Origin of the sequence: Pseudomonas paraveronii, assembly GCF_963681955.1 — a bacterium.
In the GTDB taxonomy this organism is placed as follows: domain Bacteria; phylum Pseudomonadota; class Gammaproteobacteria; order Pseudomonadales; family Pseudomonadaceae; genus Aquipseudomonas; species Aquipseudomonas paraveronii.
The window spans coordinates 2,663,007-2,689,883 of record NZ_OY817130.1; the positions used below are offsets into that span (position 1 = coordinate 2,663,007).

General features: G+C 62.2%; 22 protein-coding genes. 13 read left to right on the forward strand and 9 right to left on the reverse strand.

Translation table 11 applies throughout. From position 1 onward, the window contains the following. Positions 1-194: 194 nt before the first annotated feature. Positions 195-1,570, forward strand: a protein-coding gene (locus tag U5A08_RS12145) for an IS3 family transposase (RefSeq protein ID WP_321847797.1) whose coding sequence is annotated in 2 segments (ribosomal slippage) — positions 195-695 and positions 698-1,570 — 1,374 coding nt in all. Because the reading frame shifts where the segments join, the coding sequence is not laid out codon by codon here. A gap of 424 nt (positions 1,571-1,994) precedes the next feature. Here U5A08_RS12145 and U5A08_RS12150 read toward each other — a convergent pair. The 4 genes from U5A08_RS12150 to U5A08_RS12165 are packed head-to-tail and all read right to left on the reverse strand — an operon-like array spanning position 1,995 to position 5,052. Continuing rightward, positions 1,995-3,347, reverse strand: coding sequence for a 4Fe-4S binding protein (locus U5A08_RS12150; protein WP_321851702.1), 1,353 nt, complete (start codon positions 3,345-3,347; stop codon positions 1,995-1,997). Beyond that, complete coding sequence (locus U5A08_RS12155; protein ID WP_253395148.1) at positions 3,344-4,183, reverse strand: FTR1 family iron permease; 840 nt, start codon at positions 4,181-4,183, stop codon at positions 3,344-3,346. Before U5A08_RS12155 ends, U5A08_RS12150 begins: the two co-directional genes overlap by 4 nt. 15 nt (positions 4,184-4,198) lie before the next feature. Then, complete coding sequence (locus tag U5A08_RS12160; protein ID WP_253395150.1) at positions 4,199-4,522, reverse strand: cupredoxin domain-containing protein; 324 nt, start codon at positions 4,520-4,522, stop codon at positions 4,199-4,201. Continuing rightward, positions 4,522-5,052, reverse strand: coding sequence for an iron transporter (locus U5A08_RS12165; protein WP_247406847.1), 531 nt, complete (start codon positions 5,050-5,052; stop codon positions 4,522-4,524). Before U5A08_RS12165 ends, U5A08_RS12160 begins: the two co-directional genes overlap by 1 nt. A gap of 178 nt (positions 5,053-5,230) precedes the next feature. On the opposite strand from U5A08_RS12165, the gene U5A08_RS12170 reads away from it, so the two are divergent. Beyond that, positions 5,231-5,440, forward strand: coding sequence for a DUF3079 domain-containing protein (locus tag U5A08_RS12170; protein ID WP_017849308.1), 210 nt, complete (start codon positions 5,231-5,233; stop codon positions 5,438-5,440). A 78-nt stretch (positions 5,441-5,518) separates the two neighbouring features. Next, a complete protein-coding gene (locus U5A08_RS12175; RefSeq protein WP_247406829.1) occupies positions 5,519-6,679 on the forward strand; it encodes an alpha-hydroxy acid oxidase in 1,161 nt (386 codons plus the stop codon). A 193-nt stretch (positions 6,680-6,872) separates the two neighbouring features. Here U5A08_RS12175 and U5A08_RS12180 read toward each other — a convergent pair whose 3' ends face one another. Next, the gene (locus U5A08_RS12180) at positions 6,873-8,069 is read right to left on the reverse strand and encodes a GGDEF domain-containing protein (protein ID WP_321851704.1); all 1,197 of its coding nucleotides are present in this window, start codon (positions 8,067-8,069) and stop codon (positions 6,873-6,875) included. Between the two features lie 113 nt (positions 8,070-8,182). Between U5A08_RS12180 and U5A08_RS12185 the strand changes: the two genes are divergently transcribed. The 7 genes from U5A08_RS12185 to U5A08_RS12215 all read left to right on the forward strand — a co-directional run bounded on the left by U5A08_RS12185 (position 8,183) and on the right by U5A08_RS12215 (position 19,005). After that, positions 8,183-8,770, forward strand: coding sequence for an NUDIX domain-containing protein (locus U5A08_RS12185; protein WP_247406823.1), 588 nt, complete (start codon positions 8,183-8,185; stop codon positions 8,768-8,770). Between the two features lie 425 nt (positions 8,771-9,195). Next, entirely contained in the window at positions 9,196-10,212 is a 1,017-nt protein-coding gene (locus U5A08_RS12190; RefSeq protein WP_177033629.1) for an IS110 family RNA-guided transposase, read from the forward strand. A 395-nt stretch (positions 10,213-10,607) separates the two neighbouring features. Then, positions 10,608-11,225 carry a transcriptional repressor LexA gene (gene lexA / locus U5A08_RS12195; RefSeq protein WP_253395156.1) on the forward strand — a complete coding sequence of 206 codons (618 nt, stop codon included), beginning with the start codon at positions 10,608-10,610 and terminating at the stop codon, positions 11,223-11,225. After that, complete coding sequence (gene imuA / locus U5A08_RS12200; RefSeq protein WP_253395158.1) at positions 11,225-11,839, forward strand: translesion DNA synthesis-associated protein ImuA; 615 nt, start codon at positions 11,225-11,227, stop codon at positions 11,837-11,839. The genes lexA and imuA overlap by 1 nt, the downstream gene beginning before the upstream one ends. 7 nt (positions 11,840-11,846) lie before the next feature. Further along, a complete protein-coding gene (locus U5A08_RS12205; RefSeq protein WP_321851706.1) occupies positions 11,847-13,262 on the forward strand; it encodes a Y-family DNA polymerase in 1,416 nt (471 codons plus the stop codon). Continuing rightward, on the forward strand, positions 13,238-16,330 hold the full coding sequence (locus U5A08_RS12210) for an error-prone DNA polymerase (protein WP_321851707.1): 3,093 nt from the start codon (positions 13,238-13,240) through the stop codon (positions 16,328-16,330). The genes U5A08_RS12205 and U5A08_RS12210 overlap by 25 nt, the downstream gene beginning before the upstream one ends. Positions 16,331-16,485: 155 nt before the next feature. Continuing rightward, entirely contained in the window at positions 16,486-19,005 is a 2,520-nt protein-coding gene (locus U5A08_RS12215; protein ID WP_321851709.1) for an excinuclease ABC subunit UvrA, read from the forward strand. Between the two features lie 329 nt (positions 19,006-19,334). Here the strand turns inward: U5A08_RS12215 and U5A08_RS12220 are convergent, their stop codons facing one another. Beyond that, complete coding sequence (locus tag U5A08_RS12220; RefSeq protein WP_253395166.1) at positions 19,335-19,586, reverse strand: thiamine pyrophosphate-binding protein; 252 nt, start codon at positions 19,584-19,586, stop codon at positions 19,335-19,337. A 174-nt stretch (positions 19,587-19,760) separates the two neighbouring features. On the opposite strand from U5A08_RS12220, the gene U5A08_RS12225 reads away from it, so the two are divergent. Beyond that, positions 19,761-19,985 (forward strand): DUF465 domain-containing protein, encoded by a 225-nt coding sequence (locus tag U5A08_RS12225; RefSeq protein WP_253395168.1) that lies wholly within the window; start codon positions 19,761-19,763, stop codon positions 19,983-19,985. 174 nt (positions 19,986-20,159) lie between these two features. On the opposite strand, the gene hglS is transcribed toward U5A08_RS12225, so the two are convergent. Next, positions 20,160-21,536, reverse strand: a complete 1,377-nt coding sequence (gene hglS, locus U5A08_RS12230; RefSeq protein WP_253395170.1) for a 2-oxoadipate dioxygenase/decarboxylase HglS — start codon at positions 21,534-21,536, stop codon at positions 20,160-20,162. A gap of 194 nt (positions 21,537-21,730) precedes the next feature. On the opposite strand from hglS, the gene U5A08_RS12235 reads away from it, so the two are divergent. Next, entirely contained in the window at positions 21,731-24,361 is a 2,631-nt protein-coding gene (locus U5A08_RS12235; RefSeq protein ID WP_321851711.1) for an MGH1-like glycoside hydrolase domain-containing protein, read from the forward strand. Positions 24,362-24,500: 139 nt separating this feature from the next. On the opposite strand, the gene U5A08_RS12240 is transcribed toward U5A08_RS12235, so the two are convergent. Both U5A08_RS12240 and U5A08_RS12245 read right to left on the reverse strand, forming a co-directional pair. After that, positions 24,501-24,815, reverse strand: coding sequence for an SCP2 sterol-binding domain-containing protein (locus U5A08_RS12240; protein ID WP_253395174.1), 315 nt, complete (start codon positions 24,813-24,815; stop codon positions 24,501-24,503). Positions 24,816-24,871: 56 nt separating this feature from the next. Beyond that, positions 24,872-25,582: a histidine phosphatase family protein gene (locus U5A08_RS12245; RefSeq protein ID WP_017846668.1), complete on the reverse strand. Its 711-nt coding sequence runs from the start codon at positions 25,580-25,582 to the stop codon at positions 24,872-24,874. 195 nt (positions 25,583-25,777) lie between these two features. Between U5A08_RS12245 and sohB the strand changes: the two genes are divergently transcribed. Then, entirely contained in the window at positions 25,778-26,803 is a 1,026-nt protein-coding gene (gene sohB / locus U5A08_RS12250; protein WP_247405249.1) for a protease SohB, read from the forward strand. Positions 26,804-26,877 lie beyond the last annotated feature (74 nt).

Below are 26,877 nucleotides of genomic sequence, written 5' to 3' on the forward strand. Positions count from 1 at the left end.
CGGTAATGGCCAACCCGAAAAGTAACCAACGCGCGGCGGCCTTATAACCGACCTGATCCTGAAAGCCCAACGCGGTCAAAAAAATGTGGGAGGGGGCTTGCCCCCGATGGCAGTATGTCAGTCACTACATGCATGACTGATCCATGAAGTGCGCCCCAAAAGTTGGACACTCATCCAACTCCTGGGGCTTTTTCATGAGCAAGTACGCCGCGCAGTTCAAACTTTCCGCCATTACCGCCTTCCTAGAGCGAGGCCGTGGCTTTCGCCATATTGCAGCCCGATTTCAAATGGACCCCACTTTGCTTCGCCGCTGGGTGGAAGCTTACCGGCTGCACGGTGAGGCCAGTCTGAGTAGTTCCGGTGGACGTTATAGTGCTTTGTTCAAGTTCTCCGTTCTGCAACGCATGTGGCGTGACTCCCTCTCTTTTCGCCGCGCAGCGGCACTCTTCAATCTGGGTGACTCTACCCAAGTGGGCAGATGGCAGCAGCAGTATTACAGTGGCGGTATTGAAGCCCTGGCCTCAGGGGAAAAAGGATTGAATATCGCTATGTCCAAACCACCAGCTAAACCTCGAAAAACGGCTGCCCCACTCACCGACCAAGAGCGTGCTCACAAGGCTTTACTTGATGAACTCCAGTATTTGCGCATGGAGAACGCCTACCTAAAAAAGCTTGGGGAGTTAGGCGAGGCGGTAATGAGGCGCGAGAAAGAAGCGAAGAAAAAGCCCGATTAGTCTCTGAGTTGAGGCAAAGCTTCCCTTTGGACCCTTTGCTCAAACTGGTTGGGCTCGCCCGCAGCACGTACTACTACCAACTCAAGGCGATGGACGGAGCAGACCGGTTCGTTTCGCTGAAAGCCTCTATCCAGAGCCTTCAAGACGAGCATAAGGGGCGCTTCGGCTATCGTCGTATGACTTTAGCTCTGCGCAGCAACGGACAGTTGATCAACAGTAAAACGGTGCGGCGACTGATGGGGGAGTTGAGTCTGAAATGTACGGTACGACCGAAGAAATACAGATCGTATCGAGGGCCGATGGGAAAAGTCTCGCCCAATACCCTGGCTCGTCAGTTCGAGGCTGAACAACCGAATCAGAAATGGGTAACGGATGTCACCGAGTTCAAAGTGGCTGGCGGAAAGCTGTATCTGTCTCCAGTTTTAGACTTGTACAACGGAGAAATCGTGGCTTATCAGACCGCCACACGCCCCCAATATGCGTTGGTGGGCGACATGCTGGAACAAGCTCTTGAGCGCTTGCCTGAGGGCGTCAAACCCATGCTGCACTCGGATCAGGGTTGGCACTATCGATACCCAAAGTACCGGGATCAACTAGAAAAAGCAGGGTTGGAACAGAGCATGTCACGCAGAGGAAACTGCTATGACAACGCCACAATGGAGAGCTTCTTTGGTACGTTGAAGTCAGAATTTTACTACCGGGAAAGCTTCGACAGCGTGGCTCAGTTGCAGGCTGGACTGGCTGAATACATCCATTACTACAACCATAAACGAATCAAAACGAAGCTTGGCGGACTGAGCCCTGTAGCGTACAGAGCCCGGTCCGCTGTAGCCTAACAATCACTGTCCAACTTTTGGGGCGCACTTCAGTGTATCAGTTGATGCATCCTTGGCTGACTCACCGCTATCGGGGGCAAGCCCCCTCCCACATTTTGATCTCCGTGGATCAGATAGAACTCGTTCTGCTCTGGCTCTTGCTCTTGGGCGCGGCCTTATAGCCAACCTGATCCTGCAAGCCGAACTCGGTCAGAAATGTGGGAGGGGGCTTGCCCCCGATGGCAGTGTGTCAGTCACTACATGCATGACTGATCCACCGCTATCGGGGGCAAGCCCCCTCCCACATTTTGATCTCCATGGATCAGATAGAACTCATTCTGGATCTTGATCTTAGGCGCCCCGTTAAACCACGCTGGCCGAACACAGGCGAGGCACCCCCAAAAAACGGATATGTACACAGCCGCCATCACCGAAAAAACGGCACTCAACCCCACCCCCAAAACTGCAACCACCACCCACACCCCACCAACCCCGTACTCAGCAACACGCACAACCCCGCAAGGCAACGCGACCCGCGCCCAACCCCCCGAAGCTGCCGCCACCCCAACCACAAACACCACCCAACCGCCGCCATCAACAACACCGCCCGCGCCGATTGCACCCAAGCCAACCCCAACCCCTCATACCGCAACAACTTCACCGTGGTCGCCGACAATCCGAGGAACAACCCTGCACCACCCAGGGGCGTCAGCGTCAGTACCAGGGGCCGAAACAGCGCACGATCCCCCGCCACCCACGCCGCCAGCCGCAGCAGCAGCCAGCAGCCACCCCCCAATACCAACGAACTCCCCCCCAGATACAGCACAATGCACACGCCATCCAACCAACTGAAGCTGTCATTGAGCTGCGGATAATGAGTCAGCAACCACCACGGCGCGTTGTCTTGCAGTGGCCATAACCAGTCATGGCTGACCAGCCACGTCGCCAGGCTTTGTTTAAGCGCGATAAACCACGGACTGACGGTCCATTGAAAAGCCCCCATCGCCAAACCGATCACACCAAACAGCAACAAACGCGCGTCCCACACCGAGCCTTGCTGATGGGGCGCCTGCAGGATCTCCTGATTGCACGAGCGGGCGATCAGTTGCACCGCGCCACGTTGTCCGCTGCAGCGGCCGCAGGCGTGGCACTCGCTGGCCCCTTGCAGGCGGCGGATATCCAGCAGTGGCGCGCAGTTGGGCAGCGGCAGGCGCGGTGCGTCGTTGGCTTTCCAGCGTTGTTCATCCACCGCGAAATGCACCGGCGCCAGGCGGGCGAGCAGGGCGAAGACGCCGCTGACCGGGCACAGGTACCGACACCACACGCGCTTGCCGCGCACGAACAACAGGCCGGCGATCACCGCAGCCAGGGTCGAACCGCCGAGGATCAGCAGGGCGGCCTGGGCGTAGTCATACACGCTGATCAATTGGCCGTAGAGGGTGGTCAGGCAAAAGCCCAGCGTCGGCCAGCCACCCCAGCGTACCCAGCGCGGAATGCCGAGGCCGCGCCCGTGCTGGCTGGCCCATTCGCTCAGGGAGCCTTCCGGGCAGAGCACGCCGCACCACAGGCGCCCGAACAGCACCATCGAGAGCAACACGAACGGCCACCAAAGGCCCCAGAAGATGAATTGCGCGAGCAGCGTCAGGTTGTTCACCAGGCGTGCCTGGCTGTCCGGCAACGGCAGCAGCGCCGGCAGCACCAGCAGCACGGCGTAGATCAGTACCACGGCCCATTGCACGGCACGGATCAACCGGGCATGACGACGCATGCCATCGCCCAGGCGCTGCAGCCAGCTCATGCTGCGTGCCGCGAGCGGCGCAGGCCGTTGCCCACCCACAGCCAATAACCGAGCAGCACCAGCACGGTCACCAGGCTCGGCGCGGCGCGGTAGCCGACAAAGTCTGCCAGCAGCGCGCCCAAGCCGTGGCTGTCACTGAGCAGGGCGCTGCTGTCCCAGCGGCTTTCACCGAAGCTGGAATAAACCCACTCGGGCATGTCCATCGCCAGCAATTGCCCGCTGATACGGTCCACGGCCGCCACCAGTAAGGCTCCGCCGAGCAGCAGCAACAGCGCTTCGCTGAGGGCGAAAAACAGCGACCAGGAAATGAAGCGCCGCGTACTGCGCAACAGCAGCACCGTGAGCCCCGCCAGCACCAGGCCCAGCACGCCGCCGATGGCGAATAGGTTCAGCGCCGGGCCCTGTAGACGCGCGCCGGCACCGTACAGAAACACCACGGTTTCACTGCCTTCGCGGCTCACCGCCAACAGCGTCAATAGCAACACGCCCCAACCGCCCTGGCGGGCCAGGCGTTCATCGGCTTCGCGTACCAGGGTGTGTTTGAGCGTGGCCGCGTGGCGATGCATCCAGAACACCATCTGCACCATCAGGCCGCTGGCCAATAACGTCAGCGCCGCTTGCAGCCATTCGCCCTGGGGGCCGGTCATGGCCTCACCGGCCCACAGCATCAGGCCGGCCAAGCCTGCGGAGCAAAACAACCCCAGGACCACCCCGGCCCACAGGAAACGCCCCAGGCGCGAGTGCGCGGTCTGGCGGCTGATCCAGACCTGCAGAATGCCGATCACCAGCAGCGCCTCGACGCTTTCGCGCCAGACAATAAACATCGATTGATTCATCAACGGCTTCCGGGGCTATTGGGCGAGGATGCTGCCTTCGGGCAACTGTGGGTTGAACTCGTCAAAGAACGGATACAGCCCTGGCGTGAGCGGGTGGATCACCACGAAGGTGGTCACACCGGGGGACAAGACTTTCTCCACGCGCAGCGGTGTGCTCTCGAATTCGGCCGGGCCTTGGCCGAGGTTGTGCAGCACGATCTTGAAGCGCTCACCGGCCTTGACCGTGAGTTGCGGCGGGATGAAGTGGCCGTCCTGCAAGGTCAGTTCATAGGTCGGCAACGGCGCCGCCAGGGCCGCGCCGCTCAGCAGCAAGCTGCCCAGCAGCAGGGCGCGGGGCATCAGTAGCCGCCTTTCTTGCCGATGCCGGCGTAGACGAATTCGTAATGCACTTCGCAGCGTTCGAACCACGGTGCGACGCCGGTTTCCTTGTCGGTATGGCGGCCCAGGGACTGGTGGCCGCTGGGCGGCAATACGCTGAAGGTCAGGGTGTATTTGCCCGGGCCTTGAAGCTTGACGTTGTCGCCGTAGTGCGGCCCGTCATTGGCGACCATGGCGTGGAAATCACCGGTGATCGGCGTGTCGCTGCCTTGCTTTTTCAAGGTAAAGGACAGGTTCAGGTACGGCACGAAACTGCCTTCCTGGAAGCCTTGGGCATTGTCCGCCGTGGCGCGTACATCGGCTTCAAGGTGGACGTCGGAGTCGGCGGTGGCGCGCATCATACCGGCGGGCGCCATCTCGATCGGTTGCAGGTACACCGCGCCGATTTCCAGCCCCGGGCAGTGCTGCGGTTCGCCGATCGGATACTCCTTGGCGAACGCCGCAGAGGTGGACAACAGCAGGACCAGGGACAATGAAGAAGGGATACGCATGGAGGCTTCCTGACGGGGAGGGGAGAAAACCCGAGTCTAGAAAGGTTGATCGTAAACAATAATGATTCTTGTCAAGTTTAGGCGATATTTCATGTTGACCGACCTTGACGGCGGTCAAGGCCATCCACCCTTGCTCAGGTTAGGTTGGCTCTATCGTTCGCCGGTAGGGAACCTCGTCATGGCCAAGCCTTTTCCGCTGCACCCCAAGCACCCCGAGCGCATCTGTTGGGGCTGCGACCGCTATTGCGCCACGACCGACCTGGCCTGTGGCAACGGCGCCGACCGCACCATGCACCCGGCCGAGATGATCGGTGATGACTGGTACGAACACGGCGACTGGGGGCTCACCCCCGAACCACCTGCCACGGACGAGCCGTCAGCGGCCTGATCACAATGAACGCAATGGCTGGTTGTACGGCCGATGGGCGGTTACTCTCTGTGCTCAGTTCAGGGAGAGGTGACCCCGATGTCGTTGATCACAACCATCGAAGACTTACGCAAGCTGGCGCAAAAACGCGTTCCAAGGATGTTTTACGATTACGCCGATTCCGGCTCTTGGACTGAAAGCACTTACCGGGCAAATGAAAGCGATTTTGCCCAGATCAAATTCCGCCAACGGGTGGCGCGCAATATCGATGAGCGTTCGATCCGCGCCACCATGATCGGCCAGGACATGGCCATGCCAGTCGCCCTGGCGCCCACCGGCCTGGCCGGGATGCAGCATGCCGATGGTGAAATTCTCACGGCCCGCGCCGCTGCAGCCTTTGGCCTGCGCTACACCTTGTCGACCATGAGCATTTGCTCCCTGGAAGACATCGCCGAACAGGTCGGCCAGCCATTCTGGTTTCAACTCTATGTGATGCGCGACCGCGCCTTTATCGAGCAGTTGATCGAGCGCGCCAAGGCCGCCGGTGTCGATGCGTTGGTGTTGACCCTGGACCTGCAGATCCTCGGGCAACGTCACAAGGACCTGATCAACGGCCTGTCGGCGCCACCCAGACTGACCCTGCCGAATATCCTCAACATGATGACCAAGCCGCGCTGGGTGATGGGCATGCTCGGCACCAAACGCCATGGCTTCGGCAATATTGTCGGGCATGTCAAAGGCGTGGCCGACATGAGTTCGCTGTCGTCGTGGACCGCCCAGCAATTCGACCCGCGCCTGAGCTGGGACGATGTGGAGTGGATCAAGAAGTGCTGGGGCGGCAAGCTGATCATCAAGGGCATCCTCGATGTGGAAGATGCGCGCCTGGCCGCGAATGCCGGCGCCGATGCGTTGGTGGTGAGCAACCACGGCGGTCGTCAGCTGGATGGCGCGCCGTCGAGCATCAGCCAATTGCCGGCGATCGTCGAGGCGGTGGGCGAGCGTATTGAAGTGTGGCTCGATGGCGGTATCCGTTCCGGCCAGGACGTGCTCAAGGCGATGGCATTGGGCGCCAAAGGCACCATGATCGGTCGCCCGCATTTGTACGGTTTGGGCGCGATGGGTGAAGCGGGCGTGACCAAGGCGCTCGAGATCATCGCCCGCGAGTTGGACGTGTCGATGGCGCTGTGCGGGTATAACGATATACGCGATGTGAATCGCGATATTTTGCTGCCTGGCACCTTTCCCCAAGGTGCGGGTTGAGCAAAAAAATCGTAAAAAAATAAAAAGAGTTGTCCACGAAAACCGTGGGTATCTCTGTGGATAACTTTGCGCGGGCCCGGCGGGGGTTGGCGATTCAACCCAAGGTCAATATTTGATCAACTTCTGGCGCGGGCCAGCATAGGCTGGGTTTGCGCTTGACAGCCCCGCGCGAACCCAGTGCCGAAAACACATTTTATGAGGCGTTGGTGTGTTCGGTTGAGTGGGTGACGACCTGTGTCGGTATCTTCGTCATCACCTGCACCCGATTGCGTCCATGAGCCTTGGCCTGGTACAGCGCCTGGTCGGCCTGGGACAGTAAGTGCGAGAGGTCGTGGCCGGCCGCCGTGGTGGTCACGATGCCGATGCTCACGCTCAAGAACCCCGGCGTCAGCAGGTCCAGTTCGGCAAACCCGCGGCGGATACGCTCGGCCACTTCAAACGCACCGGCCGCATCGCTGTCGACCAGCAGGCAGGCGAACTCTTCACCGCCGATACGCGCAAACACATCACCGCTGCGCAGCGTTGCCCGGGTCACCTGGCTGAAGGCGATCAGCACCTGGTCGCCCATGGGGTGGCCGAAACTGTCGTTCACGCGCTTGAAGTGGTCCAGGTCGCACAGCAACAGGGCTGCGCTGCGCTGGCGACGGTTGCAGTCGGCCAGCAGTTTTTCGCCCTTGAGCATAAAGGCGCGGCGGTTGCCGGCGCCGGTCAGTGCATCGCTGAAGGCGGCGGCCTTGAAGCGCAACTCGGCGCGCTCCTTGACCATCGCCAGGGTGACGTAGGCAATGCCGATGGCATACAGCATCGATTCAAACAGCATGAACGAGAAAAACGGCACGCCTTCGCCCCCCGAGGCCTGGGCGTTTTTCATCGGCAGGCCGGGGTCGGTGAACGCGCGTATGCCGTAGAACGCGGTATGCAAAAGGGTCAGCACCAGGGCGGGGGCGTAGGCAACTTCCAGGGTCGCGCGGTTGCGCCACAGCTCCAGGGCCGACAGCACGCCATAACCGGCCGCCAGCAGCGAATACAGGGAGACCCGCGCCGACAGCGAACCATAGAACTGCGGCAGCAGGCACATCAACAGCCACACGCCACACCCGGCAAAAATCCCCGGCAGGCTGGGCTTGCGTTGCACGAAGGTGCGCATGGCGGTCCAGTTCATCGCGGCGCTGAGCAACAGCACGACATTGCCCAGGATCAATGCGACAAAGTCCACGCCCACGCCACGCACCACGATCAGCCCGGTACCCAGGGAGGCGAGCAGCAGCATGATGCCGAGATAGCCCAGGGTTGGCTCGCGGCCACGGCTCCAGGCATGCACGGTGAGCAGGCCCATCAGGCAGAACACGAACACGGCCACTATCAGTAGCGTCGGGATATGCAGCGACATTGCCTTGCCCTTGGAGAGACCTTTTGTGGGCGCGATTGTAGCGGTATGCGACCCGCTTGACGCTGACCTTGCCACCGCGACATGCTCCTGCTCCTTTGAGCAAAGGCCCGACCATGGACAACAGCCCCGTTCGCATCACCGCCGAAGAGACGCTTTCGGACAATTGGTACCTGCTGAAAAAATACAGCTTCGACCTACGCCGCCGCGACGGCAACTGGCAGGCCCAGACCCGCGAGGTGTACGACCGGGGCAACGGCGCGACCATCCTGCTGTACAACCGCGCACAGCGCACCGTGCTGCTGATCCGACAGTTCCGCATGCCCACCTTCGTCAACGACTACCCCGGTTACCTGATCGAAGCTGCGGCCGGGTTGCTGGACAACGCCAGCCCCGAGGAACGCATTCGCCTGGAAGCCGAAGAAGAGACGGGCTATCGGGTGGGGCATGTGGAGAAGATCTATGCAGCATTTATGAGCCCGGGGTCGGTGACTGAGCGGATTCACTTTTTTCTCGGTGAGTACCAACCGGGGGATCGGGTGGGCACGGGCGGTGGGATTGAAGAGGAGGGTGAGGATATCGAGGTGCTGGAATTGGGGTTCGAGCGGGCGCTGGCGATGGTGGAGAGTGGGGAGATTGTGGATGGGAAGACCATCATGCTGTTGCAGCATCTGGAGTTGCGGATGTTGAAAGAGGGGTGGTGAGAGTGGGGCGTGTCGATATCCGTTTTCTCAAAAGTAGCCAAAGCTAGGCCCGGTGTGCCTCAGATCAAAAGCAAAGCGGCCTTGTAGCCGACCTGACTCTGCGAGCCGAACTCGGTCAAAAATGTGGGAGGGGGCTTGCCCCCGATGGCAGTGTGTCAGTCACTACATGCATGACTGATCCACCGCCATCGGGGGCAAGCCCCCTCCCACATTTTGATCTCCATGGATCAGATAGAACTCGTTCTGCTCTGGCTTTTGCTTTTGATCTTAGGCGCCCCGTTAAACCACGCTGGCCGGAGTGAGGGCACACCGAGCACTAGCGAGGTGCCGAGTGGTGGGGCAAGAGCCCTAATGAGATGGTCAGCCCGGCGAGAACCTCAGGTCTACACTACTGAGGTTCTCACTTTTCCTGAGGAGGTTTTCTCATGAACAGCGTAACGCTTCTAGGCATCGACATTGGCAAGAACAGCTTCCACTTACACGGCCAGGACGCACAAGGCCATCAGGTACTGCGCAAGAAGCTCAATCGAAGCCAGTTGCTGCCATTACTTGCACAAATGCCCCCCTGCAAAGTCGCCATGGAATCCTGTGGCGGGTCACAGTTTCTTGCCAGAGAAATCACCAAGCTCGGTCATCAGGTCCAACTGATAGCGCCGCAGCATGTGAAGGCTTACGTCACCGGCAACAAGAACGACTTCATTGATGCCGAGGCTATCTGTGAGGCCGCATCACGTCCCAGAACGCGCTCTGTACAGGTCAAGTCGGTTGATCAGCAGGTGTTGTCGACCGTGCATAAACTGCGTAAATCACTGGTGAGTCGGCGCACTGGAGTGATCAACCAGGTGCACGGGTTCTTACTGGAGTTTGGCGTTATCTTTCCCGCTGGCTATGCCGCGCTGGATCGGGTTCCTGCATTGATGGAAGAGCACAATCTACCGCTGCGCCTGCGGCAGGCTATTAGTCGGATGCTTGATGACATTCGTCAATTGACCAGCGAAATCAAAGCACTGGATATCGAGATCAAGCAGCAGGTGAACGGGAGTGACGCTGGCAAAAGATTACAGAGCATCCCCGGCATAGGCCCCCTCATCGCTAGCGCGCTGGTGGCCGATGTCGGGGACGCTTCGATATATAAATCGTCCCGAGATTTTTCGGCTTCGTTGGGGCTGGTGCCACGGCAATACTCAACCGGAGGGCAAACCACGCTCCTGGGTATCAGCAAGCGCGGGGATCGGTATTTGAGAACCTTGCTGATGCAGGGCGCCCAAACCCTGCTTTATCGAATCGATAAGCGAAACGACGCCCTTGGAGTCTGGGCCAGAAACCTACTGGCTCGGAAACCGCTTAACAAAGTTGCCTGTGCGCTGGCTAATAAAATGGCCAGGATTGTCTGGGCGCTGCTGACCAAAGGTGGCACCTACAACGGGCATTTCACCGTGTGACCCAGCTTTACCACCGGCTTTTGCGACGTCAGTAATTGATGGCGATAAACGGCAGATACCCTGGCTGAGAACCTGATAAGCAAAATAGCTTTCGAAGCTGAAGCGCTTTTAAGGACAGGCAGGAGCGAATACTCATCAAGGGCCGAACGCGTAACCGCGCTCACAAGGAGCCCGGATACATTAGCGCAAGCCTGATTTACCGTTCATCGTGACTGGATAGCAAAAGGTGGGCTGACCATACATTTGGTTACTTTGAGGCTTTTTTTTCCAAAGTGACCTGCTGTAAGAGCGGAACCATAAGCCGCCGTTACCGAAAAAACGGATATGCACACGGTCACCAATCCCCCCCAACCCCGACTACCGGCTATTGTCAGAAATTTCCCACAGGAGTACAAATGTACTCCATGACAACCCTAACCCCCCGCCGCACCGCCATCCTGACCTTCATCCGCGACCGCATCGCGCAACAAGGCCAACCCCCCAGCCTCGCCGAGATCGCCGAGGCATTCGGCTTCGCCTCCCGCAGCGTCGCGCGCAAACACGTGGTGGCCCTGACCGAAGCCGGCTTCATCGAGGTCAACCCCCACCAGGCCCGTGGCATTCGCCTGCTCAACCCGCCAGCGCGGCCTGAATGGCTGGACGTTCCGGTGCTCGGCCGAGTCGCCGCCGGCTTGCCCATCGGCGCCGATGCCGAAGTCCACAGCCGCCTGCAACTCGACCCGGCCACTTTCGCGAAGACCCCGGACTATCTGTTGCGGGTACAGGGCGACTCAATGATCGAAGACGGCATCCTTGACGGCGACCTGGTGGGCGTGCGCCGCAGTGCCGAAGCGGTGAACGGGCAGATTGTGGTGGCGCGCCTGGACGGTGAAGTCACCATCAAGCGTTTCGAACGCAAGGGCGACAGCGTGCGCCTGCTGCCGCGCAACCCTGCGTATCAACCCATCGTGGTCAGGCCCGATCAGGAGCTGGCCATCGAAGGCGTGTTCTGCGGCCTGGTGAGGCAAGGCTGATGGGCGCCGTCGTTGCCCTGGACGCGCTGTTCAATGGCGGGCGCGTGTGGAAGGGCCGGCCCGCCGCGCCACCGGCCAGTGTCCACCCCACGGGGCTCGCGGCGCTGGATGCGGTGCTGCCCACGGGCGGCTGGCCGGAGTCGGCCCTCAGCGAAATCCTCATGGCCAAGGACGGCGTGGGCGAACTGCAACTGGTGTTGCCGACCCTGGCGCGTTTGTCGGCGGCGGGGGAACGCATAGTGCTGGTGGCGCCGCCCTACACGCCGTACCCCCACGCCTGGCAGAACGCCGGGGTGGATGTGCGTCAGCTCGCGGTGGTCCGGGCCGAGGAGCGGGATGCGTTGTGGGCGGTCGAGCAGTGCCTGCGTTCGGGCAGTTGCGGTGCGGTGTTGTGCTGGCCGCGCAAGGCCGATGATCGTGCCTTGCGGCGCTTGCAGGTGGCGGCGGAAACCGGGCAGACCCTGGCGTTTGCCTGGCGCGCCTTGAGTGAAGCGCTCAACGCCTCGCCGGCCGCCTTACGCCTGGCGGTCGACGCCCGGCCCGCGCAAGTGCGGGTGCTCAAGTGCCGGGGCGGGCTGGCCCACCCGGCGCCGATTGCGCTGGTCGGGCACTGAGGTTGGCATGCGCTGGGTCTGTATTGTTTTTCCGCAATTGGCGCTGGACGCGGTGCAGCGTATGCATCCGGCGCCGCACGAGCCGCTGGCACTGCTGGCCGGTACGCCGCAGCGGCGCGTCCTGCAAACCGTCAATGCGGCCGCGCACACGTTGGGCCTGCGCCCTGGTCAATCGCTGACGGCGGCGCATGCGCTGGTCAAAACCTTTGCCTGCGCCGAATACGACCCCGTGGAAATCGAACGTTGGCAGCAGTTTCTGGCGGCCTGGGCCTACCAGTTCAGTTCCCAGGTCAGCGTGTTTTACCCGCGCGCCTTGCTGTTTGAGATCGAGTCGAGCCTGGGCCTGTTCGGGCCTTGGCCGCGCTTTGAGGCACGCCTGCGCAAAGAGCTGAGCGAGCTGGGCTTTCGTCATCGCATCGTCGCCGCGCCCAACCCGGCGGCGGCGCGGGTGCTGGCGAACCTCTACGATGGCCTGGCCGTGGCCGATGATCAGGCATTGATGCAGGCCTTGGCGCCGCTGCCCATTGACCGCGCCGGCCTGGATCCGCAGGCCGCTATCGCCTTGTCGCGCATGGGCTTGCGCCGCCTGGCCCAGGTGCAGGCGTTGCCCCGGCACACCTTGGCGCGGCGCTTTGATGCGGCGTTGCTCAAGCATCTGGATGCCCTGAGCGGGCAGCGGCCGCTGGCCCTAGGGTTCTATCAACCGCCGGACCGCTTCGATGTGCGCATCGAGCTGAACTTCGACGTGCAATCCCACCAGGCCTTGCTATTTCCGCTGCGCCGTCTGACCGGTGACCTGTCCGCCTTCCTCTGTGGCCGCGACAGTGGCGTGCAGCGTTTCGCCCTGCACCTGGAACACGCCCAGGCCCCGGACAGCGTGATCAAGGTCGGCCTGCTCAGCGCCGAGCGTGATGCGGCGATGCTGTTCGAACTGGCCCGCGGGCGCCTGGAGCAAGTGCAAGTGAGCGCACCCGTGCGCGGTGTTCGCTTGGTGGCCCAGGACCTGCCGGTGTTCGTGCCGCAACGCCAGGACCTGTTCGATGACCGCCCGCAACAGACCCTGCCCTGGGAACAACTGCGCGAACGCCTGCGCGCGCGGCTTGGCGATGAAGCGGTGCAAGGCCTGCGCTTTCACGCCGACCACCGCCCCGAATGCGCCTGGCAAGCGGCGGCCGATAAAAACCCGTGCCCCACTTTGAACAACGTGCAACGCCCCGGCTGGTTGCTCGCCGAGCCGACCTTGCTGGCCGAGGCGGGCGTGCAGATCCTGAAGGGCCCGGAGCGCATCGAATCGGGCTGGTGGGATGGCGCCGATATCCGCCGCGACTATTACCTGATCCAGACCCGCGCCGGTCAGCAAGGCTGGGCCTACCGCACCGTGGGGCAAAGCGATGGGCTGTGGCTGCAAGGCTGGTTTGCATGAGCTACGCCGAGCTGCATTGCCTGTCCAATTTCAGCTTCCAGCGCGGTGCCTCCACGGCGCTGGAGTTGTTCGAACGGGCCAAGCGCCAGGGCTACAGCGCCCTGGCGATCACTGACGAATGCACCCTGGCCGGCATCGTGCGCGCCTGGCAGGCGGCGAAGGCAGTGGGCTTGCCGCTGATTATCGGCAGCGAGATGCGCCTCGAAAACGGCCCGAAATTGCTGCTGCTGGTGGAAGACCTCAGCGGCTACCAACACCTGTGCCGCTTGATTACCCTGGCCCGGCGGCGGGCGGAGAAGGGCTGTTATCGCCTGCTGCCAGAAGACTTCGACCAACCGCTGCCCGGCCTGTTGGCGCTCTGGATCGCCGAAGACAGCGACACCCAGGCCTCGATCCAATGGTTGCGCCGTACCTTCGCCGAGCGCCTGTGGCTGGCGGTGCATCTGCATTGCGGGCAGGACGACGCGCGTCACCTGGAGCAACGCCTGGCACTGGCCGCCAGCCTGCAGCTCCCGGCAGTGGCCTGCGGCGATGTGCATATGCATGCCCGCGGCCGCCGCGCCCTGCAAGACACCATGACCGCCATCCGTCATCACGTGCCGGTGGCCGAAGCCGGCACGCGCCTGCATCCCAATGGCGAACGGCATCTGCGCAGCCTGCCGGCGTTACAGGCGCTGTATCCGCCGTCGTTGCTCGACGAAACCCTGGTCATCGCCCGCCGCTGCACCTTCGACCTCAGCCAACTGCGCTACCAGTACCCGCGTGAGCTGGTGCCTGCCGGCTATGACGCCCGATCCTGGCTGCGCGCCGTCACCGAAGAAGGCATCGCCCGGCGCTGGCCGCAAGGGGTCGACGCCAAGACCTTGCAGCAGATCAATAACGAACTGGAGCTGATCAGCGAGCTGGGTTACGAAAGCTATTTCCTCACCGTGCATGACATCGTGCGCTTTGCCCGCAGCCGTTCGATCCTGTGCCAGGGCCGGGGTTCGGCGGCCAACTCGGCGGTGTGTTTCGCCCTGGGCATCACCGAGATCAACCCGAGCCTGATGAACATGCTGTTCGAGCGCTTCCTGTCCAGGGAGCGTAACGAGCCGCCGGACATCGACGTCGACTTCGAACACGAACGCCGCGAAGAGGTGCTGCAATACGTGTTCAAGCGCTATGGCCGCACCCGCGCCGCACTGACGGCGGTGGTCAGCAGCTACCACGCTGCCGGCGCGGTGCGCGACGTGGCCAAGGCCCTGGGTTTGCCGCCGGACCAGGTCAATGCGCTGGCCGAGTGCTGCGGGCGCTGGAGTGACGATGCACCGCCCGTGGAGCGTTTGCGCGAAGGCGGTTTCGACCCCGACAGCCCGGTGCTGCGCCGCGTGCTCACGCTGACCCAGCAACTGATCGGCTTCCCCCGGCACCTGTCCCAGCACCCCGGCGGCTTCGTGATTTCCGAACACCCGCTGGACACCCTGGTGCCGGTGGAAAATGCGGCGATGGCCGAGCGCACCATCATCCAATGGGACAAGGACGACCTCGACGCCGTCGGCCTGCTCAAGGTGGATATCCTTGCCCTGGGCATGCTCAGCGCGATCCGCCGTTGTTTCGACCTGTTGCGCCGCCACCGCAGCCTTGACCTGTGCCTGGCGACGATCCCCAAGGAAGACCCGGCGACCTACGCGATGATCAGCAAGGCCGACACCCTCGGCGTGTTCCAGATCGAGTCGCGGGCGCAGATGTCGATGCTGCCCAGGCTCAAGCCGCAGACCTTTTATGACCTGGTGATTGAAGTTGCCATCGTGCGCCCGGGGCCGATCCAGGGTGGCATGGTGCATCCGTACCTGCGGCGGCGGAACAAAGAGGAGCCCACCACCTATCCGTCGCCGCAGCTTGAAGCGGTACTCAAACGCACCCTCGGTGTGCCGCTGTTCCAGGAACAGGTGATGCAGATCGCCATGGTCGCCGCCGATTACAGCCCCGGCGAAGCCGATCAGTTGCGCCGCTCCATGGCGGCCTGGAAACGTCACGGCGGCCTTGAACCGCACCAGCAACGCTTGCGTACCGGCATGCTCAAAAACGGCTACAGCGAAGCCTTCGCCGCGCAGATCTTCGAGCAGATCAAGGGTTTTGGCAGCTATGGCTTTCCGGAATCCCACGCGGCCAGTTTTGCCTTGTTGACTTACGCCAGTTGCTGGCTCAAATGCCATGAACCGGCGGCCTTCGCCTGTGCGTTGATCAACAGCTGGCCCATGGGGTTCTACAGCCCGGACCAGATCCTGCAGGATGCGCGGCGCCATCGTTTGCAGATCCGCCCGGTGGACGTGCAGGCCAGTGACTGGGAGTGCAGCCTGGAACCCATCGACGGCGCGCAACCGGCGATTCGCCTGGGGTTGCGCATGATCGCGGGGTTTCGCGAAGAGGATGGGCGACGGATCGAAGCGGCGCGCGAGCACCGTGCATTCAGCGACATTGCCGACCTCGACCGACGCGCCGGGCTGGACTCCCGCGCCCAAGCCTTGCTGGCGGATGCCGGGGCCTTGCGGGCCTTGGCCGGCAACCGGCACACGGCGCGCTGGGAAGTGGCGGGGGTACACAAACAACTCGGGCTGTTCGCCGGCCTGCCCAGCCCCGACGAAGCACGGGTGGAACTGCCGGCGCCCACGCTGGGCGAGGACCTGCAGGCCGATTACGCCACGCTCGGCACCACCCTCGGCCCGCACCCGTTGGCGTTGCTGCGTGAGGAATTGCGCAAACGCCGCTGCCGCAGTTCCCTTGAGCTGATGGCGGTGGAGCATGGCCGCACTGTCAGCGTCGCTGGGCTGGTGACCGGTCGCCAGCGCCCCGGCACCGCCAGCGGCGTGACCTTTGTGACGTTGGAGGATGAGTTCGGCAACCTGAACGTGGTGGTCTGGCGCGACCTGGCAGAGCGCCAGCGCCAGGCCTTGGTAGGCTCGCGCCTGCTCAAGGTGGACGGGCGCTGGGAGGCGGTGGGCGAGGTGCGGCACCTGATCGCCGGGCGTCTCACCGATCTGTCGCCGTTGCTGGAAGGCGTCGCTGTGCGCAGTCGGGATTTTCACTGAGCGCAGTTGCCCTGGCCTGCGTGGATAAGCTATATGCAATGAAACGAAATCCCCCACCTGCTGAGCCCTGACATTCATTTGCTGAGTAAGCCCTATAACCGCGAAACCCAGACGCATCGGGTGCGCAGCGTGCTTGCCGCGCCACAAGGTTGACCATGACTTCATCGCGCAACATCCCTCAGATCACCAGCCAACCCCTCGGGTTCGTGCGGGTTCGCGGCGCTCGCGAACATAACCTGCGTAACGTCGATGTGGATATCCCACGGGATGCCCTGGTGGTGTTTACCGGCGTGTCGGGTTCCGGCAAGTCGTCCCTGGCCTTTTCCACGGTGTATGCCGAGGCCCAGCGCCGCTATTTCGAATCGGTGGCGCCTTATGCGCGGCGCCTGATCGATCAGGTCGGCGTGCCCGATGTGGATTCCATCGAAGGCCTGCCGCCCGCCGTGGCCTTGCAACAACAGCGCGGCACGCCGAGTGCGCGTTCGTCGGTGGGCAGCGTGACCACGTTGTCCAGTCTGATCCGCATGCTGTATTCGCGCGCCGGCAGTTATCCGCCGGGGCAGGCGATGCTGTATGCCGAGGACTTTTCGCCAAATCTGCCCCAGGGCGCCTGCCCGCAATGCCACGGCCTGGGCCGCGTGTATGAAGTGACCGAGGCGCTGATGGTGCCCGATCCCTCGCTGACCATCCGCCAGCGCGCGGTGGCGTCCTGGCCTTTGGCGTGGCAGGGCCAGAACCTGCGCGACATTCTGGTGACCCTGGGCTATGACGTCGACATCCCGTGGCGCGACCTGCCGAAAAAGCAGCGCGACTGGATCCTGTTCACCGAAGAAACCCCGACCGTGCCGGTGTACGCCGGCTTCACCCCGCAACAGACCCGCGAGGCGTTGAAGCGCAAGCTGGAGCCGAGTTACCAGGGTACGTTCAGCGGCGCGCGGCGCTATATCCTGCATACCTTCAGCCACACCCAAAGTGCGCTGATGAAAAAGCGCGTCGCGCAGTTCATGCAGGGCAGCGCCTGCCCGTTATGCGCCGGCAAGCGGCTGACCCAGGCGGCGTTGTCGGTGAAGTTCGCCGGGGTGGACATTGGCGAGCTGTCGCAACTGTCGCTGACCCAGTTGGCCGAGCTGCTGCGGCCGGTGGCGGCGGGGCAGGACACGATGACGCTGTCGGTGGAAAAACGCCTGGCCGCCCAACGCATCGCCGAGGATTTGCTCGAGCGGGTCAGCACCTTGACCGAGTTGGGCCTGGGCTACCTGTCCCTGGAGCGCAGCACGCCGACGTTGTCGTCCGGCGAGTTGCAGCGCTTGCGCCTGGCCACGCAACTGGGTTCGCAGTTGTTCGGCGTGATCTATGTGCTCGATGAGCCGTCGGCGGGGCTGCACCCGGCGGATGGCGAGGCGCTGTTCACGGCACTGGCGCGTTTGAAAGCCGCCGGCAATTCGTTGTTTGTGGTGGAACACGACCTGGAAACCATGCGCCGCGCCGACTGGCTGATCGATGTCGGCCCGGCGGCCGGAGAACACGGCGGGCAAGTGCTGTACAGCGGGCCGCCGGCGGGCTTGGCGCAGGTTGAAGCGTCGCAGACCCGTGAATATCTGTTTGCCGAACGGCGCCCGGCGAATCCTCGGCGTCGGGAAGCGACCGGTTGGCTGAGCCTGGAGGGAGTGACGCGCAATAACCTCAAGGCGGTGAGTGTCGATTTTCCGCTGGGTTGCTTCACGGCGGTGACCGGTATTTCCGGCTCGGGCAAATCCAGCCTGGTCAGCCAGGCGCTGCTGGAGTTGGTGGGCAGTGGCCTCGGCCGCGTGCTGGAAAGCGACGATGAGCCGAGCCTGGAAGATGACACCCCGCAAACCAGCGGCGGGCGTATCAGCGCCGGGCTGGAGCAGATTCGCCGGCTGGTGCAGGTGGACCAGAAACCCATTGGCCGCACCCCGCGCTCCAACCTGGCGACCTACACCGGGCTGTTCGACAACGTGCGCAAACTGTTCGCTGCCACGCCGGCCGCGCAGCAGTGTGATTACGATGCGGGGCAGTTCTCGTTCAACGTCGCCAAGGGCCGCTGCGCGAACTGTGAAGGCGAAGGGTTCGTCAGCGTTGAGTTGCTGTTCATGCCCAGCGTGTATGCGCCGTGCCCGACCTGCCACGGCGCGCGCTACAACCCCGAGACCCTGGCGATCCAATGGCAAGGCTTGAACATTGCCCAAGTGCTCGGCTTGACCGTCGAGCAAGCGGCGGCGGTGTTTGCCGAGCAGCCAGGGGTGCTGCGTTCGCTGCTCGTGCTGCGCGATATCGGCTTGGGCTATCTGCGCCTCGGCCAACCGGCGACGGAACTGTCCGGCGGCGAAGCACAACGCATCAAGCTGGCCACCGAGCTGCAGCGCAATGCCCGGGGCGCCACCTTGTATGTGCTGGACGAACCGACGACCGGCTTGCACCCACGCGATGTGGACCGTTTGCTTAGTCAGTTGAATCATTTGGTCGACGCGGGGCATACGGTGGTTGTGGTGGAGCACGAAATGCGCGTGGTGGCCCAGAGTGACTGGGTGATTGATATCGGGCCGGGCGCTGGGGATCTGGGCGGCAAAGTGGTTGCCAGCGGCACGCCGCAACAGGTGGCGAAGAGTAAGAAAAGCCGCACCGCGCCGTTCCTCGTTCGAGAGCTGATCTGAGCATTAAAGGAGATCAGCTGTGGGAGGGGCGGTGTGACGGTTCGACTTGGCCCCGATGGCGGTGGTTCAGGCACTCATGCAGTGACTGACACTCCGTCATCGGGGGCAAGCCCCCTCCCACATGGGTTAGGCGGTGTTCGTGAGAGTGGGGCTCCTCGCCAGCACCGGGATGCTGCCCTTGACGATCATCTGCCAGTAACCCCGCCGATCAAACAAGGGAATGCGGTCAATGTGGGAGGGGGCTTGCCCCCGATGACGGAGTGTCAGGCACAGATACTGTGACTGAACCACCGAGTCGAACCGTCACACCGCCCCTCCCACAGTTGTGATCAATGTCCGTTCAGTTGGATCTGTTGCTTGGCCAGCTTCACCACATTCTCCACGGTAAACCCGTACTTCTCCTGCAACTGGGTCAGGTGCTCGATCGGCTGGTGCGTCGGGCCGTCTTCGCCGACGCCGATCGAGTCATGGGTAATGGGCGTGCCGGGGTGGCCGGAATTGGCCTTTTGCACGGCATCCATGGCCAGGGTGCGCAGGGTGTTGATGCATTGGGTGTCGACAGCGGTGGCGGCGTGATTCATGAAACCGGTCTCCCTCGGGTGGCGATCTACAGTGGAGGGCAGGGTGCGGCAAAGGTTTGATTGCGTCGCCGATGTAGCGACGAACGGAACTGGTTTGCCCGCAAACATGACAAGACCCCTTGGAATGGGCTAGCTTCAAGGGCGTAATCATTGATCAACTTGCGGAGGTAGGCCATGCCAGTGAAACACGACCTGTATCAGGACTTGGGTTTGAGCAAGGACGAAGTCGATGGGCACCGGGCGCAAAATCCGCGTCTGAACGCGCTGTTTGATAAATACAACGCCGTCGATGACTTGGTGGTGAGCGCTGAAAAGGCAGCGGGCAGCGATGAGGAGCTGAAGAAGTTAAAGGAAAAACGCTTGTTGGTTAAAGATGAGATCAAGGATTTGCTGCAGTAAAACGGGCGATCCATTCACTACTGAGGGAGCGCATCAGTCGCTCCCTTGCACATTTTTTCAGAATTGACTGAAAGACATCATCCCCGCCGATACTTATGATCCCCGCCGCCCACCCGGCTCTGGGGGCTTATAGGGCGCGAGGACTGCGCTGCTGAGCCGGGTGGGCAGTTTGTTTCAGGCCAGTAGCGTGTGAGTGCATTCATCCATCGAGCGCTGTTGCGTCTCGGCATACAGCGCCAACTCATCAAGGGTCTTGCGCCCCAGCGCCTGTTCGAATTCGGCCTGGTTCGAATTGGCCGCGTAGTGACTCTGCGCCGCGTCTCCCAGGTTTGACTGAAAGATCCCTGCCGCACTCACTGGCAGAAAATCCTCATACACCAGCGGTTCTACATCGACGTGACCGGCGGCGATCAGCGCGTCCAGCGTGCGCGGTTGGTCGGCTTGGCCGCGTGCCGCGAGGCCTTTGTCGGTGGCGAAGTAGCGGAAGTAGGCCAGGCCTTGTTCGCGCATCTGCGTGTGGTCATCCGGGAAGGCCTGGAAGTGCTGTTCCATCAATTGCATGTAACGCGCAGCGTTGGCCTCGTTGGGGAAGGCGCCGAGGGCGTCGCGGGCGGCGTTCAGCAGTTGGTCGTACAGCGTGCGGCCCTTGGGCGTGAGGGCGACGCCGCGTTGTTCGATTTCGCCGAAGCGCGCGCTGTGGCTGCCTTGGGCGTCGGTGAAGGCGATGGTTTCGTCGAGGGCCTTGAAGCTGGTCTGGCGCAGCAGGATCGGGCAGTCGCGACGCGGCGGGCCTTCGATCACCGCCTTGGGGGTGATGCCTTTGCCGGGCATGGCGGCCTGGACCTGGTCGATGTCCAGGGTGCGCGGGGTCAGGTGATTGATGTGCGGGCCCTTGAAGGCCACCACGTCGGCGATCAGGCGGTGCTGGTCGCTCAGTTGCCGGTACTGCGCGGCGGTGACGGTGGCGGTGTGGTGCCAGCGGAAGGTTTCCAGGGCCTGGCGGATGAATGCCTCGGCGTCGCTGGCGTTGAGGCCGCCGTCGCGTTCGGCTTGTTCGATCAGGGCGAGGGCGCCGGGGGTGAAGATCGAGCGCTTGGCCAGGGCGGCTTCGGCGAAGGCGCGCAGTTCGGGGCTTTCGATCAGTTCCAGGCGCAGCAGCGAGGTGAACACGCGGAACGGGCTGGTTTGCAGCGCACGTTCATGCACGGCGCGAAACGCGGTGGAATGCACCGGCACGCCGGCCGGGGTCAGGTCGTAGTAGCCCACCGGTTGCATGCCCATCACCGCGAACAGGCGGCGGATGGTCGTCAGTTCGGCGGCGGTACCCAGGCGAATGGCGCCGTGGCGTTCCATGTCCAGGCGCTGGATTTCGCCGGTCCGTTGCAGGTGTTGCGCCAGGCTCGGGTCGGCGTCGAGCACGCGCTGGTTGATGTCGGCCACCAGCTCCATCAGCGCGCCGTACAGGGGCACTTCATCGCGGTACATGTCGGACATGGCCTTGGAAAAGCCTTTGCGGATGTCGTCGGGGCTGATAAACGCGGTGGTGGGCATAGAAAAATTCCTGGCTGCTGTAAGAGTAATGAATGCCGTTATCCCGATTCTGTTGGGCACCGCAGACCCGCGCAAACGAAGATTCCTCTGGACTTCATTCTGCAAACGAATGATTGAGGTAAAACCGTCTTTATGTGCATCTGAGCGTGGATGGGTTCTACACTGGCCTTACGCGATGGCTGGGGGAGGGTTGGATGAGCGTCACAATTGTGCAAACCACTGAAGGCCAGCGCCTGGCCGCCGAGACGGCCGAGCGCTGGCGCGAGTGGGGCCCGTACCTGAGCGAGCGCCAATGGGGCACGGTGCGCGAGGACTACAGCGCCGATGGCGATGCCTGGCGCTACTTCCCGCACGAACATGCGCGCAGCCGCGCTTACCGCTGGGGCGAGGATGGCCTGGCCGGGTTCAGTGACAAGGCGCAACGCTGGTGCATGGGCCTGGCGCTGTGGAACGAGCGTGACGCGATCCTCAAAGAGCGCCTGTTCGGCCTGAACAACGCTGAGGGCAACCACGGTGAAGACGTCAAGGAACTGTACTTTTTCGTCGACGGCGTGCCGAGCCATGCCTACATGCGCATGCTCTACAAATATCCCCACGCGGCGTTTCCCTACGCTGACCTGATCGCCGAAAACGCCCGACGTGGGCTCGCGGATGCCGAGTACGAAATCCTCGATACCGGCGTGTTTGAAGACAACCGCTATTGCGACGTCAGCGTCGAATACGCCAAGCACCAGCCCGACGATATCTTCATGCGCGTCAGCGTCCACAACCGCTCGGACCAGCCGACACGCCTGCAAGTGCTGCCCCAGGTCTGGGCGCGCAATGATTGGAGCTGGACCGTCGGCGCGCCGAAACCGCAGTTGCGGCTGGACGGCGACCGCGTGCTGGCGCGTCATCATGAATTGCCCGATCACCACCTCAGCGCCTGGGGCCAGGACGGCGTCGAATGGCTGTTCTGCGAAAACGAAAGCAACTTCCCCAAGCTGGACGGCAAACCGGCGCCGGGGCCGTTCAAGGATGGGATCAACGATTACGTGGTGGCGGGACAGGAAACCGCGATTCGCCGCGACACCGGCACCAAGGCGGCCGCGCGTTTCATCCTGGCGTTGGCGGGCCTGGAGCGCAAAGCCGTCTATTTGCGTTTTGCGCCCAAGGACGCGCCCCAGGTCAATGCGCGCAAGCTGTTTGAACAGCGCCGCCAGGAAGCCGATGACTTCTACGCCGCGTTGCAGCAGGGCATCGCCGACGCGGATGCGCGTAATGTGCAGCGCCAGGCCCTGGCCAGTTTGCTGTGGTCCAAGCAGCTCTATTATTTCGACGTGAACCAATGGCTCGACGGCGACCCGACCCAGCCCGCGCCGCCGCCCGAGCGCCTGCAACGGCGCAATAGCCATTGGCGGCACCTGTCCAACTTCGACATCCTCTCCATGCCCGACACCTGGGAATACCCGTGGTACGCCTCCTGGGACCAGGGCTTTCAGGCGGTGGCCATTGCGCTGATCGATCCGGGGTATGCCAAACAACAGCTGTTGCTGCTGGTAAAGGACCGCTTCATGCACCCCAATGGTCAGTTGCCGGCCTATGAATGGCGCTTCGACGACGCCAACCCGCCGGTGCATGCCTGGGCCAGTTGGCGGGTGTATCAGCAGGACAAGGCGTTGACCGGCGTAGGTGACATGGATTTCCTGGAGCGAATCTTCCACAAGCTGCTGCTGAATTTCTCCTGGTGGGTCAACCGCAAGGATGCCGAAGGACGCAACCTGTTCCAGGGTGGGTTCCTGGGGCTGGACAATATCGCCTTGTTCGACCGCTCGGCCACGCTGCCGCCGGGTTATCAGTTAGACCAGGCCGATGGCACCGCGTGGGTTGCCGCCTATGCACTGGACCTGATGCGGATGGCTCTGGAACTGGCCAGGCGCAATGTCGTGTACGTCGATATCGCGGTGAAGTTTTTCGAGCACTTCCTGTATATCGCCGGCGCCATCAACCGTGTCGACGACAGCGCCGAGGGCCTGTGGGACGAGCAGGACCTGTTCTTCTACGACGTACTGCGCCGTCCCGACGGCCAGAACGAACCGGTGCGCCTGCGCTCCATCGTCGGCCTGATGCCGCTGTTCGCCGTGTTGGTGCTGGAGCAGCGCGAGCATGAAGGCCTCGAAGGCTTGCGTGAGCGGCTGTTGGGCTTCATGCACCACCGGCCGGAACTGGCCAAGCTGGTCTCGCGCTGGAACGAGCCGGGGCAGGGCAATCGCCTGTTACTGGCGCTGTTGCGCGGCGAGCGCACCAAGGACTTGCTGCGGCGCATGCTCGATGACGATGAGTTTCTTTCGGCGTTTGGCGTGCGTTCATTGTCCAAGGCCTTCGCCGACCAGCCCCTGGCGCTGAAGATGAATGGCGACACGCTGTGCGCACGTTATCAACCCGGTGAATCCGATTCACGTCTGTACGGCGGCAACTCCAATTGGCGCGGGCCGTTGTGGATGCCGGTGAATTACATGCTGATCGAATCGTTGCGCGAGTTTCATCGGTACTACGCGGATAACTTCTCGGTGGAGTACCCGACGGGCAGTGGTTATCTGTCGTCCCTGGAGGAAGTCGCCGACAGCCTCAGCCAGCGTCTGAGCCGATTGGTCCTCAGGGATGACAATGGCCTGCGTCCGTCGATGGCCGGGTATGCGCAGTTGGAGGCGGACCCGGCCAGCCGTGACCTGGTGTTGTTCCATGAGTATTTTCATGGGGAAACCGGGCGTGGGTTGGGCGCGTCCCACCAGACGGGGTGGAGTGCGTTGGTGGCGTTGCTGTTGCATGGGCCGTCCACGCATTGAAGGCGGGTAAATTCGCCGTCCTGGCCTTTACAAAGATGTCGATCATGGCGAGCGCCGCTGCTGACCGCTGGCCCGGAAACGACAAATCCCGCCAGTCGCGGGATTTGTCGTTTCAATGCGTGCTTTACAGCCAGCGTTCTCAGGAAGGGAACAGCTCGCTCAGCTTCATCGCCAGCATCATGTCGCCTTCGGTGCGCAGCTTGCCGCTCATGAAGGCCTGCATGCCGTCGGTGTCGCCGCTGACGATGCCTTTCAGTGTTTCGCCGTCCATGACCAGGGTCACCTGAGCGTCAGAGTTTTCGCCTTCCTGCAATTCGCAGGCGTTGTCTTTGACGATCAGCGAGAAGTGTTCGCTGTCATCGATACAGAAACCGAATACCAGGTCCAGGCCGGCAGCAGCGGCTGGGTTGAATTTGGCTTTCATTGCTTCTACGGCTTTAGCTACGTCAGTCATGGTTTCGATCCTTTAGGGTAGAGTCCAGCGACCTTGGGGTCACGGTTGGCCGCACTTCATCGGAAAGTGATGAGCTGCGGCGCCTTCAACAGTTGCAAGTGGGTATGACTGTTGAAGGAAGCCAGTGCCACCTCGCGACCGCGGAATTTCAGCTGGTTGAGCGAGGTGTTAACAATTTGCCAGTTCAGTTCGAAGGCCTGGGCGGCAGGCATTCGGGTAATCAGGTGGAGCAGGGCGGTAATGGTGCCGCCGGAGGTGAACACGGCGATCTTGTGCGTGTTGTCGGCCGCTTCCAGCAGACGCTGCAGGCCACCCTGGACGCGCTCGACAAACCCCAGCCAGCTTTCCAGCCCCGGCGTATCGTAAGTGCCGGCCACCCAGCGCTCGATGATCAGGGCGAAGATGCGCTGGAATTCGCTGCGGTTCTGCGCGGCGTTGCGCAGGATGTCCAGGGCGTCGGGTTCGCGGGTGAGCAGGTCGGGGAGCAGGGCGCGGATGATCGCGTCGGCGTCGAATTCGTTGAAGGCGCTGTCGACTTCCAGGGCCGGAACCGCCAGGCCGAGGGCGCTGTATTGATCGAAGGCGGCCGTGGCGGTGTGCTGTTGGCGGCGCAGGTCGCCGGCGACGCAGCGGTCGAACGTCACGCCCATGTCTGCCAGGTGGCGACCGAGGATTTGCGCTTGTTCCACGCCAACGGGCGACAGGACGTCATAGTCGTCTGCACCGAAGGAGGCCTGGCCATGTCGAATCAGATAGATGCTGCCCACGTCCGTTTTCCCGGTACGTTGAAAGTCTGGCGAGGTTATGAGGATGCCTGCGAGCTGTCAATGAAAAAACATACGCTTGTTTTAAAAGTGCGTTAGAGCGCTTGCCTGCTGGCGGTTTGAGCACTGGCCCCCCGGCGGTCCCGTCGGTATGCTTGGGCGATCCGCGCCTGGCGCCGTGCATTGTTAAGGAGACACATGGATTTTTTGGCTGAATACGCGAGCTTTTTGGCGAAGACCGTCACCCTGGTGGTCGCGATTCTGGTGGTACTGATCAGCTTCGCGGCACTGCGCAGCAAAGGTCGTCGCAAATCCGCCGGCCAGTTGCATGTCAGCAAGCTGAATGATTTCTACAAAGGTCTGCGTGAGCGCCTTGAATCGACCCTGCTCGACAAGGATCAGCTCAAGGCCCTGCGCAAGTCCGAAAGCAAAGCCGAAAAGAAGAACAGCAAAAAGAAACCCGAGGCCAAGCCACGGGTGTTCGTGCTCGACTTCGACGGCGACATCAAGGCCTCGGCCACCGAGAGCCTGCGCCATGAAATCACCGCCTTGCTGAGCCTGGCCACGCCCAAGGACGAAGTGGTGCTGCGCCTGGAAAGCGGCGGCGGTATGGTTCACAGCTACGGTTTGGCGTCGTCGCAACTGGCGCGGATTCGCCAGGCGGGCGTGCCGTTGACCGTGTGCATCGACAAGGTTGCGGCCAGCGGCGGCTACATGATGGCGTGCATCGGCGAGAAGATCATCAGCGCACCGTTCGCGATCCTCGGTTCCATCGGGGTGGTGGCGCAGTTGCCCAACGTCAACCGCCTGCTGAAAAAGCACGACATCGACTTTGAAGTGCTGACCGCCGGCGAATACAAGCGCACCCTCACCGTGTTTGGCGAAAACACCGAGAAGGGCCGGGAGAAGTTCCAGGAGGACCTGGACATCACTCACCAGTTGTTCAAGAACTTCGTGTCGCGCTATCGCCCGCAACTGGCAATCGATGAAGTGGCGACCGGGGAAGTGTGGCTGGGTGTCGCAGCCCTCGACAAGCAACTGGTCGACGAGCTGCAAACCAGCGACGAATACCTGGCCACCAAGGCCAAGACCGCCGAGGTGTTCCACTTGCATTACGCCGAGCGCAAGAGCTTGCAAGAGCGCGTGGGCCTGGCGGCCAGCGGTTCGGTGGACCGCGTGCTGCTGACCTGGTGGAGCCGGTTGACCCAGCAGCGGTTCTGGTAAGCCTCTTCAGAGGATAGGTAATACCTGTGGGAGGGGGCTTGCCCCCGATGGCGGCGGGTCAGTCACAGTTGCAT

Bases quoted from the DNA above. Each gene is read 5' to 3' on its own strand.
- U5A08_RS12180 (WP_321851704.1), bottom strand. From the start codon at position 8,069: ATGTCGCTGCATATCCCGACGCTACTGATAGTGGCCGTGTTCGTGTTC.
- hglS (WP_253395170.1), bottom strand. From the start codon at position 21,536: ATGCCCACCACCGCGTTTATCAGCCCCGACGACATCCGCAAAGGCTTT.
- lexA (WP_253395156.1), top strand. From the start codon at position 10,608: ATGTACTCCATGACAACCCTAACCCCCCGCCGCACCGCCATCCTGACC.
- U5A08_RS12165 (WP_247406847.1), bottom strand. From the start codon at position 5,052: ATGCGTATCCCTTCTTCATTGTCCCTGGTCCTGCTGTTGTCCACCTCT.
- U5A08_RS12215 (WP_321851709.1), top strand. From the start codon at position 16,486: ATGACTTCATCGCGCAACATCCCTCAGATCACCAGCCAACCCCTCGGG.
- imuA (WP_253395158.1), top strand. From the start codon at position 11,225: ATGGGCGCCGTCGTTGCCCTGGACGCGCTGTTCAATGGCGGGCGCGTG.
- U5A08_RS12170 (WP_017849308.1), top strand. From the start codon at position 5,231: ATGGCCAAGCCTTTTCCGCTGCACCCCAAGCACCCCGAGCGCATCTGT.
- U5A08_RS12175 (WP_247406829.1), top strand. From the start codon at position 5,519: ATGTCGTTGATCACAACCATCGAAGACTTACGCAAGCTGGCGCAAAAA.
- U5A08_RS12190 (WP_177033629.1), top strand. From the start codon at position 9,196: ATGAACAGCGTAACGCTTCTAGGCATCGACATTGGCAAGAACAGCTTC.
- U5A08_RS12155 (WP_253395148.1), bottom strand. From the start codon at position 4,183: ATGAATCAATCGATGTTTATTGTCTGGCGCGAAAGCGTCGAGGCGCTG.
- U5A08_RS12240 (WP_253395174.1), bottom strand. From the start codon at position 24,815: ATGACTGACGTAGCTAAAGCCGTAGAAGCAATGAAAGCCAAATTCAAC.
- U5A08_RS12160 (WP_253395150.1), bottom strand. From the start codon at position 4,522: ATGCCCCGCGCCCTGCTGCTGGGCAGCTTGCTGCTGAGCGGCGCGGCC.
- U5A08_RS12205 (WP_321851706.1), top strand. From the start codon at position 11,847: ATGCGCTGGGTCTGTATTGTTTTTCCGCAATTGGCGCTGGACGCGGTG.
- sohB (WP_247405249.1), top strand. From the start codon at position 25,778: ATGGATTTTTTGGCTGAATACGCGAGCTTTTTGGCGAAGACCGTCACC.
- U5A08_RS12185 (WP_247406823.1), top strand. From the start codon at position 8,183: ATGGACAACAGCCCCGTTCGCATCACCGCCGAAGAGACGCTTTCGGAC.
- U5A08_RS12235 (WP_321851711.1), top strand. From the start codon at position 21,731: ATGAGCGTCACAATTGTGCAAACCACTGAAGGCCAGCGCCTGGCCGCC.
- U5A08_RS12220 (WP_253395166.1), bottom strand. From the start codon at position 19,586: ATGAATCACGCCGCCACCGCTGTCGACACCCAATGCATCAACACCCTG.
- U5A08_RS12225 (WP_253395168.1), top strand. From the start codon at position 19,761: ATGCCAGTGAAACACGACCTGTATCAGGACTTGGGTTTGAGCAAGGAC.
- U5A08_RS12150 (WP_321851702.1), bottom strand. From the start codon at position 3,347: ATGAGCTGGCTGCAGCGCCTGGGCGATGGCATGCGTCGTCATGCCCGG.